We start from the raw sequence: 14,948 nt of genomic DNA, 5'->3' as shown, positions 1-14,948 counted from the left end.
TACACCCCTAGCCAACTTCTGACCGCGCTGCCGCCGGAACTACGGCCTGCCGCTTGCTGGCTGGTCTCCGGCAACGCCTGGGTCTCGCTCAATCCTTGCAGGAGATAGACGATGTTAAACCCGTTTCAGCGCATCTGCGCCGAGGTTTATGCCAATGGCGACTTCGCCGGCACGGCAAGTATCGGCGAAGCACGCAGCGTGGGCGACACGCTTTTCGCCTTCCTGATGATCGAACTTGCGTCGAGCGAAGGCTGCGACAACCGCGACGAAGCGATCCGCAGGCTCGAAATGGCGATCGCCAATGTCGAGGAGGTCCTTGATGCGGTCGCTTCTCGGCGGGACTTGCCCGAGGAGACATTGGCGCTGCCGGCTGACCCCACCGAAATGGTCACTCTTCGCTTCATACCCCAGGCCTGGATCAGGGATTATGCCGTCACGGTCGACAGCGAGAATCCCGCGACCTGGGAGGTCCCGCTCACGCTCGTGCTCGGACGCTTCCCGCTGGAGAGCGACTGGTCCGAGTGGGATGAGGAACGCGATGCCATGCGTTTCGAGGGGAACGCCCCGAAATGGATTCGCGACTGGAGCGGGCCTTTCGAGGTCGAGTTGGCGGCGTCCGAGAGTCCCTGGAGCCGCGGGAAGGTTGAAGGAAACCTCATGGACACGCTGCTCTGCCGCGGTCTCGTGCTCAATCGGCCCGAGATATTCGCCGATCCGGCTTTTCGCGCCTGGCTCGCCAATGGCACGCCTAAATTCACCTGGTGCGCGGGCGGCGCGGTTGATGAATGGTCCGACGTCATCGTTCTGGTCGACCCCGCTCTCACTGGCGAGGGCAGCGATAGCGACATGCCGGCGACAATCTGGGAACATATCATCGCCATGTGCCATGAGCATCTTGGCGCGGCAGGCCCCGGCCACGCTCATTATATCGTCCGCCTCACCAACCTCGCCGAATAAGGCGCGGCCACGCGGCATATGGCGGTCTGTCCGCCGCTTACCCAGCTTGCCGCTTCGATCGTAATCCGATGCCTGTCGCGCATCCTGCCTCGGATGTCGACAAGACGATAACTCGCTTTTGCAAAAGCAAACATTCATAGTCCATCGGAAGCTAGTGCAGGGCAGCGGGGGGCAATCGACCGATGATCGAAGAGGAACAATCCATCTGGAGATCCCGCGACTATTTCGCCGAAATGTATGTCGCAGGCCTGATGGCCGATGCCGGATGGAATATCTACTTTCCGCATCGCGACCAGGGATTCGACATGATCGCGACCTATGCCGCCACCGAGGGAACGATCGTTCGGCCGGTCCAGGTGAAAGGCAAATATCCGACCGAGGGAAAAACCGACAAGGCCCGATACGGTTATGTGGGGCCCATCACGACCTTTCATGACGACATGATCCTCGCGATCCCGCTCTTTGCCGGCCTCGAGGATCCGGCCCCGCGCCATATCGCCTGGATGCCCCGGCAGGCGATCCGTCCAGCAGCCAAGGATCGCTGGCGCTGTGAACCCGCGCGTTTCGTTGACGGCCTGCCGAGGCCGCGCGAAACATTTCTCGCCTATTTCGACAAGGCGGGGCTGATGCGCTGCACGCTGCCGACCGTCGATCCCATCCTAGCCGACTAGCGATCGCCATGCCGCTCACCTTCAACATGCTGCTGCGCTCCGAAGGCATCGACCCGGCCGAGGTGCGCCTCCTCCGCCACCAGACCGAGAAGGTTCGCGGCCGGACGCCTTATTCGCTCTGGCGCGACGATCCCGCCGCCTTCGAACGGTATCAGAGCACCCAGGACTGCAATCAGCGAAGCCATTTTCGGGGCCGTTACTGGGCAAGCTTCGTGGCGCCGCCCGACGGCGGCACCCTGTTTGTTGGACTCTATGCCGTTTCCCTCGATGGAACCGTGCCCGCCGGCGCGATGGATCCGTTCACCGGCAAGCGAATTGGCGAGGACAAGGGCTGGGCCGAATATGACCAATATGATTGCAGGCTCGTGCCGGAATTGGGCGACTATATCGGCCGACTGACGATCCATTGGGGCGACAGCGCGAGCAGCCGCCGGGCCTGGAAACAGCGCGCGGACCTCAAGGACAAGCCGATCGTCGAGCTGCTGCGCGCTTTCCGCGAGGAACCCTTTCCCGGGTTCACCAACCTCATCCGTCCGCTCTCGGAAATCGAGACCATGCCGCCGGGCTGGAAAGAAGTGCTCAGCGCCAGCCGCGGCGTCTATCTTCTCGCCTGTCCGCGTACCCGTGAACATTATGTCGGGTCCGCCTGCTCGGTCGGCGGCTTCCTCGCGCGCTGGCGCGACTATGTCGCGTCGGGGCACGGCGGCAATGTCGCCCTGCGCATCCGCGACCCTTCCGACTATATTGTGAGCGTGCTCGAGGTCGCCGGCTCTTCGGCATCGGACGCCGATATCCTGGCCATGGAGGCACAGTGGAAGGCCAAGCTGCTCAGCCGCTCCATCGGGCTCAACCAAAATTGACCGATCCGAGGTTGCCCCAGGGTGTCAGCCGAGCACGGGCGACTGCGAGCAGATCACAAGCTGCCGGGAACCGCGGGTCATTGCGACATAGAGATGCCGCGCGTCGAGCTCGTCTGCGCCGAGCACCACCGCGACATCGGCTTCGAGACCTTTCAACAGCAATGTGCTGCCGACCGCCCGGCGGGGCAGCGAGCGTCCGACGAACCGATATTCCTCGCGCATCGCAATAGCCGTGTCGACAAAGGCCGTGCCGTCCCGCTCGCAGCGCTGCAACGCCTGCATGCAGGCGCGGAAGACCGCGGGCCGGAACACGCGTGCGCCCGTCTGCTTGTTGAGTTCGACCAGAAGATCCGCCACCCGCCGGTGGCATCTGTCGCCCTCGAAGGCAAGGGCTGCGGCCTCGATCTCATTCGCCTCCTTGCGCGCCTGCCCGCGCCGCAGCGTGTCGAGGCGCTGGATCAAGGCGCTCGCGCCCACATTGGTCATGAGTTTCTGCGCGAACTCGAGAATCTGGCCGGTCGCTTGAGCGCTTGCGAGGTCGAAGGCCTCGGCAAAGGATACCAGATCGCGCAGGTCGACCGCCTCGACCGTGACCGCTCCGGGGGTCTGGCTGGCGAAGCGTTGCTGGCTGCCAGGATTGCGCGAATCCCCGATGATGAGGACCGAGCCATCGCTCACCGGCGAGCGGCTCTGGCACGCGCCGAGCTGCTTGGGGTGATCATTCTGACTTCCGTCGAGCTGGACCCAGCGCACCTCGGGGACCGCTTGCCGCAGATCCACCTTCCGTCCCGCATGAAGCTCGCCCCGGACCTGAAGGAGCCAGCGCCCGAAGCTCTCGGTACCCGCGTTTCGCCATCGCCACGGATCGCCAAGCGCACCGGCAAGGCCAAAATGGCCAAGAACCTGGTGGTCCCAGTCGGCGAGCGGATCATTGCGATCGAACCCGAAGATCGCCTGCATCGGATCACCCACTACAGCCGTCGGCAGCAGCGTGGAGAGGGTCGTGACCAGCTGATGCTGGAGGCTCGAACAATCCTGATATTCGTCGACCAGCAGACGGGCATAGCTCGCCTGAACGACATCGGAGATATGCCCCGAGGCGAGAAGCTGCGCGGCCGCGCGGCGGATCGCCACATAGCCTGGCGTCCGCCCTTCGAGAATGGTCGGATCATGGCCCGAGCGCAGCGGGAAGGTGCTGATCAGCCGCATGGCCCATCCGTCGATGGTCGCGAGCCGGTAGTGCCGCGGTAGCACGCCGGCACGGTCGAGCCGGCTGCGGAGCGCCGCGACGCCGGCATTGGTATGAGTGAGCAGCAGAATCGGCGTGCGAGCCTCATGCCGTGCGAGTGTCCGGCTCAAAAGCTCGGTTTTGCCGCATCCGGCGGGCGCCACGATCGCGCCGCGCGCGATCGCGAGCAGATCGGGCAGGCCGTCAGACATGGCCGAACCAGCCGAAGATCGCATCGACCGTCGGGCGAAGTAGCCCGCCGGTGGTTTGAGCCAAATCGGGCGCGACGATCTCGAGCGCGACCGCCTCCATCGCGCTGACGCTCTTGAACCAGCCTCTGCGCGTCCGCGACGCGCGGCCGAGCATCGCCCGCGCGGGGTCATCGAGGCTGCCGAAGGCGGCGAGGTTCAGCAGCGCGTCGAGCTGATAGGTGTTCTGCGAGACCGACCGGATATGCTCGGCGACAATGCTCTCTTCCTTAAGCTCGACCGCGCGCTCGACGAGCCGCTTGGCGCCCCCGACCGAGAGACACATAAAAAGCTCGTCCTCCAGCGCGCGGCCATCCGTCCATTTGAAGACCTGACCGCCTCGCTGGAGGAATGTCGTCTCAAGATCGCCATGCACCGCGACGTCGCTGTCGCGCAGCACCGCAATCCTGTAGCCCATCTGCTGGAAAGCGATCGCGCGCGCGAAGCTCGTGTCGCCGCCGCCATCGACAAGCGCGACGCCGAGTGCGGTCAGCGACGGATGACCTTCTGTTTGACGATAGAGATCGAGCCCCCGGATGAACCCGACTTCGCTTGCGCCCTCACAGACGAGAACCGAGCGGGCGAGGAGAGCGTCCGGGAACGCCCGGACGGTCCCCTGGACATCATCCATACGCCCCATCCAGGTGACCGAATGGCCGAGCGGCCCGGGGCGCATGACATGCAATTGCTGAACGGACAGTTCGCGCACGGCGACCGGCGAATGGCTGGTCACGAAGGCCTGGAGCGGAGGCACCGCCTCCTTGGCGCCAAGCTCGGTCAGCAAGCGAATGATCCGGTGCGGCTCGAGGCCATGTTCGAGTTCGTCGATAAGGATCATCGGCGCGTCGCCCGCGACATGCCGCTGCAGCCCGGCAACGAGCAGGCGAACCGATCCGAGGCCAAGCCCGCGCAGCGGAACCCCATCGCCGCCATGAAGCGAAATCGTGCCGCCGGTGACGTTCACGCCGTGCGCGTCGAGCAGGGCCTGGGCCTGTCCGCCGATCGGGACACCCAGCCGTCCGGCCGTTGCCTGGACCGCTGCCAGAGCCTCGGCGAGCTGATCCTTTGCCTTGTCACCGAACGCTAGGCGCGCGTCGCGCGCCGCCTGCGCGATTGCCGAGGCAGCGCTTGCCCGCTCGTCCGAGACCTTGTTGAGGATCGAACCGCGTCGCCAGCTCAGATTATGCTCGCCCGATTGCCCGAGCCTTGTCGGCGCGAGGCGGACCTGGTCGGCCCAGCTCAGATTGCGCGACTGTCCAAGGGCCGCAGCGCGCTCGGAGACCAGCTGCCATTGCGGCTCCAGATCGTCGCCGACGGTCAGTTCGATGGTGAGCACGGTATCGAGGCCTGTGCCCGGTTCAGGCTCGATCGCACCGCTCTCGAAACTATACCCGCGGAGGTACAGGCCATAGGCCTCCATCGAGCGGAGATGGCTGTCGAGCTCGCCCAGCGTCACCGTGATCCGGATCGGCTGATTGAGCTGGAGCCGGTGAAAATCATCGTCGCAGAAGGTGAGCGTCCGCCGCGCTCCCAGACAAAAATCGATGGCATCGAGGATCGTCGATTTGCCGCTATCGCCTGGGCCGATCAGGCAGTTGATGCCGGGAAGCGGGAACCAGTCCAGCCCGGCGATCGAACGGAAATTTCTGATCTCAACCTTGCGAATCCGCGCCATTTTTCTCGTCGCCCCCTGAACTTCTATGGAGAGGACTAGCGTCTGTCACGGCCTGCCGATAGTCAAAGGGGAGCAAAATTGACTGAGGGCGGAACCGATTATCAATCCACCGCTGCCATCGATAGATACGCCGGGTCGATGTCGGCTTAGCCAGAATATTCTTTTCGTGGAGCCGATACAGAATGCGCCGTGATCAAATCGACCAGGAGCTGCGCGACCTTGCCTTCGACTTCTTCTACTGGTTCTCGCGCTTCGAATTCGTCCTGAAGGAAAAGCGATTCCTGAAAAACACAGCGGTCGGGGGCCGGGCCGATGCCGATTGGGACAAGTTCGTCAACGCCCATCGTGCGGACTTCACGCTGTCGAGGGCCGCCAGATTATTGCTCGCTGCGAGACCTCAGCGGCAAATATCGAACTGGTCGACAAGCGCTTCTTCATTGCCACGCATGTCGTGACTTATCTGCTTTGCAGCGGCCTCGGCCTGGACCGCGTGCCCGAGCCTGTCCGCAACGCGGTCGCCGAACTGCTAACCGACGAACCGGCCGATGCCGTCCTGCTCGGCTATCTCGCCGCGTGCCGCGAACCGTCGATCCTGGCGATCCGGACTCTTCTCAATGATCTTTGGGAATGGTTCGACGCATCCGATGACGATGTCGCCCGCATGGGCCAGTTGCTCACCATGGAGGCCCGCGACCGCGCCAATATGTCGGGCGCCAGCGTCGATGATTTCCTGCCATTGCCGGACCGGACGGAGACCGACCGCTTGGTCTGGATGCTCCCGAACTTGACCTCGCTTGCTCATATCTATGGGCGCATTAATCTCTCGCGGCCCGATGGCCTCGATGGCATCCACCTCGTCCATGACGAGCAGCTCCAATATAGCCGCGTGCTCGCTGACACCAAGGCGCAGATGGACGCGCTCGCTGGACAGGGGTACATCGTGCGTCTGCCCTTTGCTGATTATGATGTATCCGGGGCGGCCGAACTTCGCTTTGCGGCCAGCGCAGAGGACGCCTGCTTGCAAGCCGCGGACCTCCTGGCCGGCTGCGTCATGCGCTTCGGCCGCGATGCCGTTGGCAAGAGTCGTCGTCTTGATCTGCGTGACGCCTTTTTCGCGCTGCTCGGCCTTACGGAGCCGCGTGAGGGCAGGGGTATCAATCTCGTCTTCACTTATGCCGCGCTCGACCGGATGGGTGTTCCCGTCCATCACCGGAATGAATTACGCGGATATCCATAAATAGCGCTCTCGATCAGCTCGACATATTCGCCTCCCACAGCTGCACCTCGATACGTTTTGAACAGGCTCGATTTCGGCAGCTTTCAATCATCCCCGATCGCAGCACGGGCGTGCGTCCGCATTCAGTCCTGCACGGTCGGACGAATGGCGATGCTGCCGACATCGGAGGCTGTTCAAGCGCGTAGAGGATGCCACGCAATAGCGTCGGGCGGGAGCCGGTATCAGTCATGCGCTTCCCCGTGGCGTCCTTAACCGCCTGATCGGTGATCGGATCCACGAAATCAGTCGCGAGCATGCGCGGCAAAGCCGTAGAGCGCGCCGCGCAAATTGACGTCCAATCCTCGACGCGCACCATGTCGAAGCGCGAGACTGATCCGGTGCCTGCATTGTTGGTGATCGCATCGAGGCGCCCGAAACGGTCAACCGTAACGTCGTCGCTACCCGTTGCTCGGCCATGCCGACTAGCAGTCCAATTGCGGCGGCGTCGCGCCGCGGAGCCAAAACATTCTCCGAAAACAAAATTGCTTGCGATGAGACGATTGGGGCGATAGTGTCTCAATTGTCTCATAATGGGGGTGGCAAATGAATGCTTTCCATGATCGTTGTCAGCTCCTGTTCGGCGAACGGCTGGGCTATGGCCGTCGCTGGAAGAGCATGGCCGCCTCGCTTCTCGGCATCGGCCGCGCGTCCCTCTATCGCTATTTCAACGACGACAGCGCGCTGCCCCCAGGTGTCGTCGCGCGGCTCGAGCAACTCGAAATGCCTGGTCCGCCCGCACGGAGCGAGCGGGACATGGTCGTGCTTGCCGCGACAGCTGTGATCGAGGTGCAGCGGGCTATCGATGCCAAGGGCTGGCTAAGCGCCCCCTATGGTCCGAACCTCCGGCGATTTCTCGATCTCGCGTCCGCGCACAATGTGACCCATGGTCGCCAGATCTGGCCAACCGATCTTCAGGGATTCATGCGCGCCGCACAGGAGCCGCTGGTCCGCTGGGCGCCGGATATGGACTGGGATGTCGACGGCGAGTTCATTGCAGCGCGGCTCGTGGCCAATGGCGAGGCGACGACCGAGTGTCTGCGTCTGGCGGTGCCCGGCGGCGATCCCGAGCGTGAGATCGAGGAGAATCACGGGTTCGAAATGCTGATCAGCCTCTGCAGCAACCGTGTCGATGGCGACGACATCTACCGCGCCTGGCGCCGAACCGTCATCGAGCATCCATTGCTCACCAACTGGTCCGCGACAGTCCTTACCGATCCCTGGCTCGCCGGCGTCGAACGGATCGACGAGATCATCGAGGCCTTCTACGATCGCGCGCCCGAGAGTCTCGCGCTCCACGGAGAATTGCCGATCTGCACGGTAAGCAAGACAGTGCTCCGGCGCGATGGGCGTGGATTTCATACCGAAAGCCGGGACCCGGAAGCGATCAGACGCGCACGGGCCGGCGAGCATGACACGGTTCGTTATCGCCCCGGCATGCTCTATCTGAAGCGCGCGTTCAGGACTTTCTGGCTCCTGCCTGGTCTGACAGAACTCGACCTCGCTGCGCGGCTTGCGGGGCTTGGATGGGCCACCTCGCTCTGGCCCCAGCTCGACCGTGTCGACCTCGTCGCGGTCTCCTCTGACGGGTCGCGGCGCATCGCCATCGATGTGAAGGACTATTTCTCCCCGGCGCGGCTGTCGGCACGCTTCTCCGGCTTCAAAACCTATGAGGCCGACCATGTCTGCTTTCTCGCCATCCCCGACTATCTCACTGCCGCAGACCCAAGGTTCGCTGCGCGGTTCGAGGCGCTCCGGGCCTCTGCGGGCAAACCGCCGATCGATTTGCGAACCGCCTCCGACCTCGTCGCGGAGCTTGGCGTAGCATGAGGACGGATCGCGAATTTGTAGCCGATTATGTGAAGCTGCTTCACACGGTCGATCCCGCGTCGCGCGACGTCGACCGCGAGACAGTGCGCAAGCTCGCTTTGACCGAGCTTTGCCTCCATGTGCTCGCAAGCCGCCTGCCGGGCGAGGATGTCGGCGCGTTACCCTATCTGATGCTGGGCTATCCCCGCGCAATGTTCGGAGAGATCGCGCCCGAGACGGCGAAGGCGCTTGCGGGCGTTCGCCATCTTGCCAGCCGGTACAGCTCGGTTTCGGCCTGGCTCGACGCATGCCGCGAGCATGGAACGCTGCCGGAGACCTTTCGCTGCTACACGATCGTCGGACGGATACCGCAACGGCGCAGCGCGGCGGCCGCCGGCCTGATAGCGCTGCTCGATGCCCAGCTCGCCCGGCCAACGCCCTGGATCGAGCGTGAGCTGAAGGTTGCGATTGCCGGTGAGGCGCTGGTCAAGACCAATCGCGGCGATACCTTGCTTTCCTATCGCGTGCCGGGGCTTCCCGATGTCGAGGCGCCGAGGCACAAGCTCGCGCCGCGGCGACGCAATCCGCCCATTCGCCTTACACTGCGCGAGCTTGAGGCTGCCGCCGCAAAGGTCGACGCCCGTGAAAATCAACCGGACTGGCCGGCGACATTGCCCAAGCTCCGGCTTGCAGACCGGCTTTCCAAGCTGGCGCTCAAGGGGGTCGACGGCCAGTTTTTTGACGGGGAGACCGTGACGCTCGACGGCGCAGTCCATGTGCTGGGAATGCTGTCATCGGGCAAATCGACGCTGGTCTGGCTGATCGTGTTCGCCCTTGCGCTGGGTAATGGCGGAAAACGGATCGGCATGCTGGTTTCCGACACGGTCCAGGGCGCGAATGTCGTGGCACGGCTTCGGCGCCACGGCGTGTCGGCGACCGTGCTCTCCAGCTTCCATAATCGCGACCGGCACCTCAATTCGATGCATTGGCAGCAGGGCCTCTCGTCGACCGGCTGGTCGCTCGATGCGATCGGTGATCTCGCCGAGAATTTCAGCGTCGCATGTCCGCTCGACGGATATCAGCGCGAACCTGTTGTCGTTCGCGGGCCGGGGCATAGCCCCGCTTTTCCGGAGTTTCGCGAAAAGCCGTGCCATCGCCTGATTCCCCAGCGCCGCGATGCCGAGCGGATCGACGATGCCGCGCTTGATGACGATATCGCGCTGGACTCTACGCGCTCCTGTCCGCTTTGGGCGGTTTGCCCGGCCCAGGAGCAGCAGCGCTCTGCGGTCGATGCGCAGGTGGTGGCGCTGACGCCCCAGGCGTTCGTCCATATGACGCCCGACAAATGGACAGCGGCGAGCCATCTCACCTTGCCCGAGCTCTTCCAGTACGAGATCGACCTGATGATCGTCGATGAAGTCGACTCGGTCCAGAAGACGATGGACGACATCTTCGCGCCGCGTTCGCCGATCATGGGCGACGAGCGCGATGTCTATGCACCCACGATCGGGGCGCGTTCTTCCGAAGCACTGCGCGAGCGCAGCGGTCAGCAGTTCCGCCGCCAGGTCAACGCCAAGTGGCAGGCGAATTTCCATACTTTCTACCGCCTGATCGGCTCACTCTATGCCCTGCTGCAGAATGAGCCCGCGGACCTGCAAGCCTTCTATCGCAACACGCCATTTACCGCGGGCGGCATCCTCTACGAGATCTGGCGCAGGCGGCAGGAAGTGCTGGGCCTCGCCGCTCCGGGCCGCAGCTTTGACGATCCGGAACTCGAGGAAGACTTTCTCGAGGTGATCAAGGTTGCGAGCGCCATCTCCGGCTATTCGCGCGCGGCCTCGGTCACAGAAGAGGAGCGGGACAGTGCCGAGCCAAAGTTTCGCGATCCCGCGCTTGGCGCGGCTGCCGATGCGCTGAAGGCAATCGCGCGCGAGGCGGTCGTCGCCGATTATTATGAGGATCTCGCCGAGCTGATCGAGGCACAGCTCGATGGCCCGCTGGCCGTCTTCAACGCGACGGGCGAGGGCCGCGCGGCGCTCGGGCGCCGCGGCAACGCGCTCGTCCTTCTGCTTGCCGTGATAAGCGAGCTTGTGCTCATGCACTATTATTGGCTCGTCAAGGCCCAGCCATCGGTCGCAATCGACTTCGGGATCGACGATGCCCAGCTGCTGAGCCAGGCCAATAATCTTCTCAAACATTATCGCACGCTTTTGCCTGCAAATCCGGCGGGCGGCGTGTTCGGCCTCCTCTACGACGAGCCTCCGGTTGAGAAACGCCATTCGCTGGGCGGCAAGCTCACGCTCATCAACCATCTCGGCGTAGGCCGCCATCTCATCACCCATCTGCACGACCTGCTGGCAGCGGAAGGTCAGGCGGGGCCGCATGTCCTGATGCTGAGCGGCACAAGCTGGGCTGGCGGCAGCCGCCGGCTGGCCAATCCCAGGACCGGCAAGCCGATGGACGCGGCGTCCCCGAGCTTCGATGTCCAGGTGCCCGCGCAAGGCGTGCTGATGCAGCCGACGATCGAACTCGAGGCGATCAGCAGATCGCAATTTGAACTTGTGCCGCTGCGCAAGCCCGATGGCAGCCAAATCCGCATCTCCGGGCTTCCTGAGCGCGAGCGGCGCCAGGAACTGGCCGAGATTGCCCGCAGGCTTGCGACACGGCGCGACGATGCCAACCTCATCGAGGCGAACTGGTCTCGCATGGAGCATAGCTGGGGCGCCGATCAGATAGCCAACCGGAAGCGCTCGCTGCTCGTTACCAACTCCTACGCCGATGCTGCGATCGTGGCCGATGCCCTTCTCGAGACGCTCGAAGGTCATGGTTATGCCGACTGGAAGGTGTTTGGCCTGACACGTGACCGCGCCGACGATGGCGAGACCGGCGAAGCCCGGCGGCTCCGCCGCGCACGCGAACTTCCCCGGTCGCTGATCGAGCGGTTCGGTGAGGAGTCCGAAGGTTCCATCCTGGTTGCGCCGATGCAGATCGTCGCGAGGGGCCATAATATCCTCAATACCGATAGTCGCGCGGCGATCTCCTCGATCTACTTCTTGCACCGCCCCCATCCGCGGCCGGACGATCTGTCATCGGTCATTGGCCGTCTCAATCGCTACGCCGAGGAGCGTTTCGACCGGGGACTTCGATCGGACTCCGAGCTGCCGGATGAACGGCTCGCGCAGAAGGCGCGGCGGATGCGCTACGCCGCCACCAACATCGTGCGCTACAGCCTCTACTCGCGCGGCGGCTACAGCGAACTCTCGGCCGAATACAAGGCCCAGTTTGCCTGGGACATGCTCACGCCGCTTTGGCAGACGATCGGTCGCGGTATCCGCAACGGCTGCCCCGTGCACATCGGTTTTGTCGACCGGCAGTTCGCTCCCATGTCGTTCGAGGACAAGAAGGATACGCCGGAATCCAGCGTGCTCGTGCAGGCGATCCGGCAGCTCGAACTCGCCATGCGAGCGAGCGACGGGGCCGATGTCGAGGTGCCCGAGCTGCTCTACCGGCCATTTCTGGACGCGCTCAACAAAACTCGGGGGTTATTGCATGTCTAAGGTCGATACGCTCCAGGTCAATGTCTGGAACACGACATTCGCGCCCGATGAGCATCTTGCGATCACGCGTTTCCAGATTTCAGCCAATGCCCAGGAAACGCTCACCCAATGGTCCCGCGAAAAGGCCGGGCGCAATGAAACGCAGCCTATGTCGCTCATTCTTCGCGGCTTGCCGGAACTCACCGCCTGGTTCGTTCCCGAGATCGCCTTTGTCCGCCCGGAATGGGATGGCTCCCTTCAGCGCAAGCGGCTGAGCTTCTGTTTTGTCGGCGACGTGCGGCTGACATCCGATCTCAGGCAACGGATGCAGATGGCGCTGCAACTCTGGGTCAATACGCTCTATCCCGACAAGCCAGCCGACATGCGCATGCAGGTCGCAGCCAGCGCGCAATCCGATGATGGCTGGGAATTGTTCAACGTGTCCTGCGCGCTCGACAACGGCGCGGGTGCCTGTCCCTCTGCAAAGGATGCAATGTTCTGGGATGCGCTTGCAGCGCACGCCGCGCACCGCCTGGCGGGCCGGCCGCTTCAGTTCTCTTCCGGAGAAAGCCGTATCCTGATCCCCAGGACGGCGCAAAGCTCAGCCTTTGAGGGGCTCGAGCTTGTCGCCTTCCCCCCGAAGCGCGGAACGAACAAGGGTTTGTGGAGTGAGGTGATCACGCTTCACGCCGCGACCTTCCCTGAACGTGGCGGTCTGCATGTGCTGGCACGGCCATCGATCCGCAACTGGGGGAGCGTCACGCGCTATGCCTCGAGGCAGGCGCCGCGGCGCTCGCTCGACATCTTCCTGCCCGCCAATGAGGCCTTCGGCCACGCGACGCGGCGCCATACGTCTTTCCAGTTCCAGGCCCGCCGCGGGCCCGATGGCCCCGACGGAAAACCGGGCGCCGCCGTCGGCATGTGGCCGCACAAGGATAAGGAAAAGGTCTTCGATTTGCTGCGGCGGTTGACCAATCAAAGCAGCCTCGCGCCTGGCGAGCTTGCGGAGCCCGTGGTTGACCAGGAAGGACTCTGGATATTGCCGCGTCTCGGCACGGTTCATAAGGACAAATATCTGCCCGGCGGCACCGGCATTTCCTGGCCCGACCGCAAGGATATCGGGGACTCGCTCGATCACGCGCTCGAAGGCGCTGGCTTCACGCGCGCGGCGCCGCTGACGCGCCGCACCACACAACACAAGATCCAGCGGACCTTCGATACCGACCATGCCTCGGCACGGCGTGCTGTTATCGATGCCCTAACCGGAAATGGGGGCGCGCCGGAGCTATCCTTCCATGTCTTCCATATTCGCGAGGCCACGCCCGAGCGTGTCGTTGGCCTGCTGAGCCAGCGGTTCGGGCCACCGGACGAGCGGAACGACCGCGAATTGAAATGGAATGACGGCCTGGTCATTCGCGTCCGCAGCGTCGCGGCCGATGTCTTGTCCGAGGAGCTCCCCCTTCCGGAACTCACCGAGCAGGAAGCGCATGGCCGCAACGATCGCCAGCTCTCCACGCTGCGCCAGTTGAAACGCGAGGAAGCGCGCGACGGCGTCGTTGCCCGGATGGCTGCGCATATCGCATCGGCGCGGGCGGGGGAGACGGGTATCGCCTGCGCCCTGGTCGAAATGCCCAAGGCCCTTCTCGACAAGCCCAAACAGGATCCGTTCCAGCTCGCACGCCGTGAGCTCGCGCGCCACGATATCATCCCGCAGATCGTCCTGTGGGACACGCGTGCCGCCGACGAGAGCGCCCAAAAGGCGCCGGCGGACAAGGAAGCCAAGCCGAAGGACGATGAAAAATATGCAGCGGCGATCCGGGATTGCTTTCGCATGCTGGGAGCGCTGCCGCTCGATCTTCTGCCCGATGCGCTGAGCCCCGCCGCGCTCACCATCGTCCAGCGCAATGCGGAACAGCTTGGTCTGGGGACGCGCGAAAGCCAGGCTATCCCGCTTGCAGTTCGGGTGCGCGGGAAGCTTCTCGAATGCGCCACGCCCGACGAGAATGGTGCACCACGCTGGTCTCCCTATGCTCGCGCGGCGCTACGCATCTTCCAGGGCGACTATGGCAAATTCGGGCGCGGCAAGCAGGCAGACAATCTCGCGCGCTACAACGAATTCTTCGCGACAGTCCTGGAGGACATCAATCGTGCCGGCCCCGCACTGGTGATTGCCGAAGGCGAGACCATTCGCCACAAGATCGACGCCTTTGCAAATGGCGAACTGGCTTTTGACGCGCTGCGTCTCGGCGGGACCGTTCTGACGCCGCAATCCGTGCCCAATCTGAGGGTGATCCGCGTGAGCCCTGACACCAATCGACAACCCTTTTACTATCATGAAGTCGAGAATAAATGGCCCAGTGGCCTGTTCGAATGGGATGGCGCGGCCCGCACCTTCTATGCGCTGAAGGCCAAGCCGGTGAGCGTCTCGCATCCCCAGAGCTTCGCCTCGATGGTGTCGCGGCATGGCGAACAGGGAAGCAACGTCCATAGCGCGCAGCTGGACGTCGATCGCGTATCGTCGCAGCTTGACGAAGTCTGTGTCATGTTCATGCAACCCGGCGACAAGGCGGTGGAGCTCGCGACCGTCACCCACCGGCTTCGCGGCGCGCACGTCCAGACCCGGGTAGATACGACAAGCCCGTTTCCGCTTCACGAACTCCGGTTGCTGGCCGGCGGGATCACATTCTAGGC

At 63.6% G+C, this 14,948-nt stretch carries 11 protein-coding genes; 8 read left to right on the top strand and 3 right to left on the bottom strand.

Annotated elements, in window-relative coordinates:
• Positions 1–111 precede the first annotated feature (111 nt).
• The 3 genes from AC3WS4_RS22395 (at position 112) to AC3WS4_RS22385 (ending at position 2,488) form a co-directional block, all read left to right on the top strand.
• Positions 112–957, top strand: a complete 846-nt coding sequence (locus AC3WS4_RS22395; protein ID WP_492740475.1) for a hypothetical protein — start codon at positions 112–114, stop codon at positions 955–957.
• 182 nt (positions 958–1,139) lie between these two features.
• Complete coding sequence (locus AC3WS4_RS22390) at positions 1,140–1,628, top strand: hypothetical protein (protein WP_492740474.1); 489 nt, start codon at positions 1,140–1,142, stop codon at positions 1,626–1,628.
• An 8-nt stretch (positions 1,629–1,636) separates the two neighbouring features.
• Entirely contained in the window at positions 1,637–2,488 is an 852-nt protein-coding gene (locus tag AC3WS4_RS22385; RefSeq protein WP_492740473.1) for a GIY-YIG nuclease family protein, read from the top strand.
• A gap of 24 nt (positions 2,489–2,512) precedes the next feature.
• On the opposite strand, the gene AC3WS4_RS22380 is transcribed toward AC3WS4_RS22385, so the two are convergent.
• Positions 2,513–3,928, bottom strand: coding sequence for a UvrD-helicase domain-containing protein (locus AC3WS4_RS22380; RefSeq protein ID WP_492740472.1), 1,416 nt, complete (start codon positions 3,926–3,928; stop codon positions 2,513–2,515).
• On the bottom strand, positions 3,921–5,639 hold the full coding sequence (locus AC3WS4_RS22375) for an ATP-dependent nuclease (RefSeq protein WP_492740471.1): 1,719 nt from the start codon (positions 5,637–5,639) through the stop codon (positions 3,921–3,923). Before AC3WS4_RS22375 ends, AC3WS4_RS22380 begins: the two co-directional genes overlap by 8 nt.
• 182 nt (positions 5,640–5,821) lie before the next feature.
• Between AC3WS4_RS22375 and AC3WS4_RS22370 the strand changes: the two genes are divergently transcribed.
• Together AC3WS4_RS22370 and AC3WS4_RS22365 are read left to right on the top strand one after the other, a co-directional pair.
• Entirely contained in the window at positions 5,822–6,094 is a 273-nt protein-coding gene (locus AC3WS4_RS22370; RefSeq protein WP_492740470.1) for a hypothetical protein, read from the top strand.
• Positions 6,091–6,876 carry a hypothetical protein gene (locus AC3WS4_RS22365; protein ID WP_492740469.1) on the top strand — a complete coding sequence of 262 codons (786 nt, stop codon included), beginning with the start codon at positions 6,091–6,093 and terminating at the stop codon, positions 6,874–6,876. The genes AC3WS4_RS22370 and AC3WS4_RS22365 overlap by 4 nt, the downstream gene beginning before the upstream one ends.
• Positions 6,877–6,889: 13 nt before the next feature.
• Here the strand turns inward: AC3WS4_RS22365 and AC3WS4_RS22360 are convergent, their stop codons facing one another.
• Positions 6,890–7,435 (bottom strand): hypothetical protein, encoded by a 546-nt coding sequence (locus tag AC3WS4_RS22360; protein WP_492740468.1) that lies wholly within the window; start codon positions 7,433–7,435, stop codon positions 6,890–6,892.
• A 233-nt stretch (positions 7,436–7,668) separates the two neighbouring features.
• On the opposite strand from AC3WS4_RS22360, the gene AC3WS4_RS22355 reads away from it, so the two are divergent.
• From AC3WS4_RS22355 to AC3WS4_RS22345, 3 genes are read left to right on the top strand one after another with little or no spacing between them, the layout of a single operon-like run.
• Positions 7,669–8,742: a pPIWI_RE_Y domain-containing protein gene (locus AC3WS4_RS22355; RefSeq protein WP_492740467.1), complete on the top strand. Its 1,074-nt coding sequence runs from the start codon at positions 7,669–7,671 to the stop codon at positions 8,740–8,742.
• Complete coding sequence (locus AC3WS4_RS22350; RefSeq protein WP_492740466.1) at positions 8,739–12,278, top strand: pPIWI_RE_Z domain-containing protein; 3,540 nt, start codon at positions 8,739–8,741, stop codon at positions 12,276–12,278. Before AC3WS4_RS22355 ends, AC3WS4_RS22350 begins: the two co-directional genes overlap by 4 nt.
• Positions 12,271–14,946, top strand: a complete 2,676-nt coding sequence (locus tag AC3WS4_RS22345) for an RNaseH domain-containing protein (RefSeq protein WP_492740465.1) — start codon at positions 12,271–12,273, stop codon at positions 14,944–14,946. Before AC3WS4_RS22350 ends, AC3WS4_RS22345 begins: the two co-directional genes overlap by 8 nt.
• The last annotated feature ends 2 nt before the right edge of the window (positions 14,947–14,948 follow it).

It is taken from the genome of Sphingopyxis sp. EU05-FHT14B03, assembly GCF_058790875.1.
This window is presented reverse-complemented; position numbering and strand designations above follow the sequence as displayed.

Excerpts from the sequence above, each read along its gene's own strand:
- AC3WS4_RS22395 (WP_492740475.1), top strand. The coding sequence starts at position 112 with ATGTTAAACCCGTTTCAGCGCATCTGCGCCGAGGTTTATGCCAATGGC.
- AC3WS4_RS22390 (WP_492740474.1), top strand. The coding sequence starts at position 1,140 with ATGATCGAAGAGGAACAATCCATCTGGAGATCCCGCGACTATTTCGCC.
- AC3WS4_RS22385 (WP_492740473.1), top strand. The coding sequence starts at position 1,637 with ATGCCGCTCACCTTCAACATGCTGCTGCGCTCCGAAGGCATCGACCCG.
- AC3WS4_RS22380 (WP_492740472.1), bottom strand. The coding sequence starts at position 3,928 with ATGTCTGACGGCCTGCCCGATCTGCTCGCGATCGCGCGCGGCGCGATC.
- AC3WS4_RS22375 (WP_492740471.1), bottom strand. The coding sequence starts at position 5,639 with ATGGCGCGGATTCGCAAGGTTGAGATCAGAAATTTCCGTTCGATCGCC.
- AC3WS4_RS22370 (WP_492740470.1), top strand. The coding sequence starts at position 5,822 with ATGCGCCGTGATCAAATCGACCAGGAGCTGCGCGACCTTGCCTTCGAC.
- AC3WS4_RS22355 (WP_492740467.1), top strand. The coding sequence starts at position 7,669 with ATGGTCGTGCTTGCCGCGACAGCTGTGATCGAGGTGCAGCGGGCTATC.
- AC3WS4_RS22350 (WP_492740466.1), top strand. The coding sequence starts at position 8,739 with ATGAGGACGGATCGCGAATTTGTAGCCGATTATGTGAAGCTGCTTCAC.
- AC3WS4_RS22345 (WP_492740465.1), top strand. The coding sequence starts at position 12,271 with ATGTCTAAGGTCGATACGCTCCAGGTCAATGTCTGGAACACGACATTC.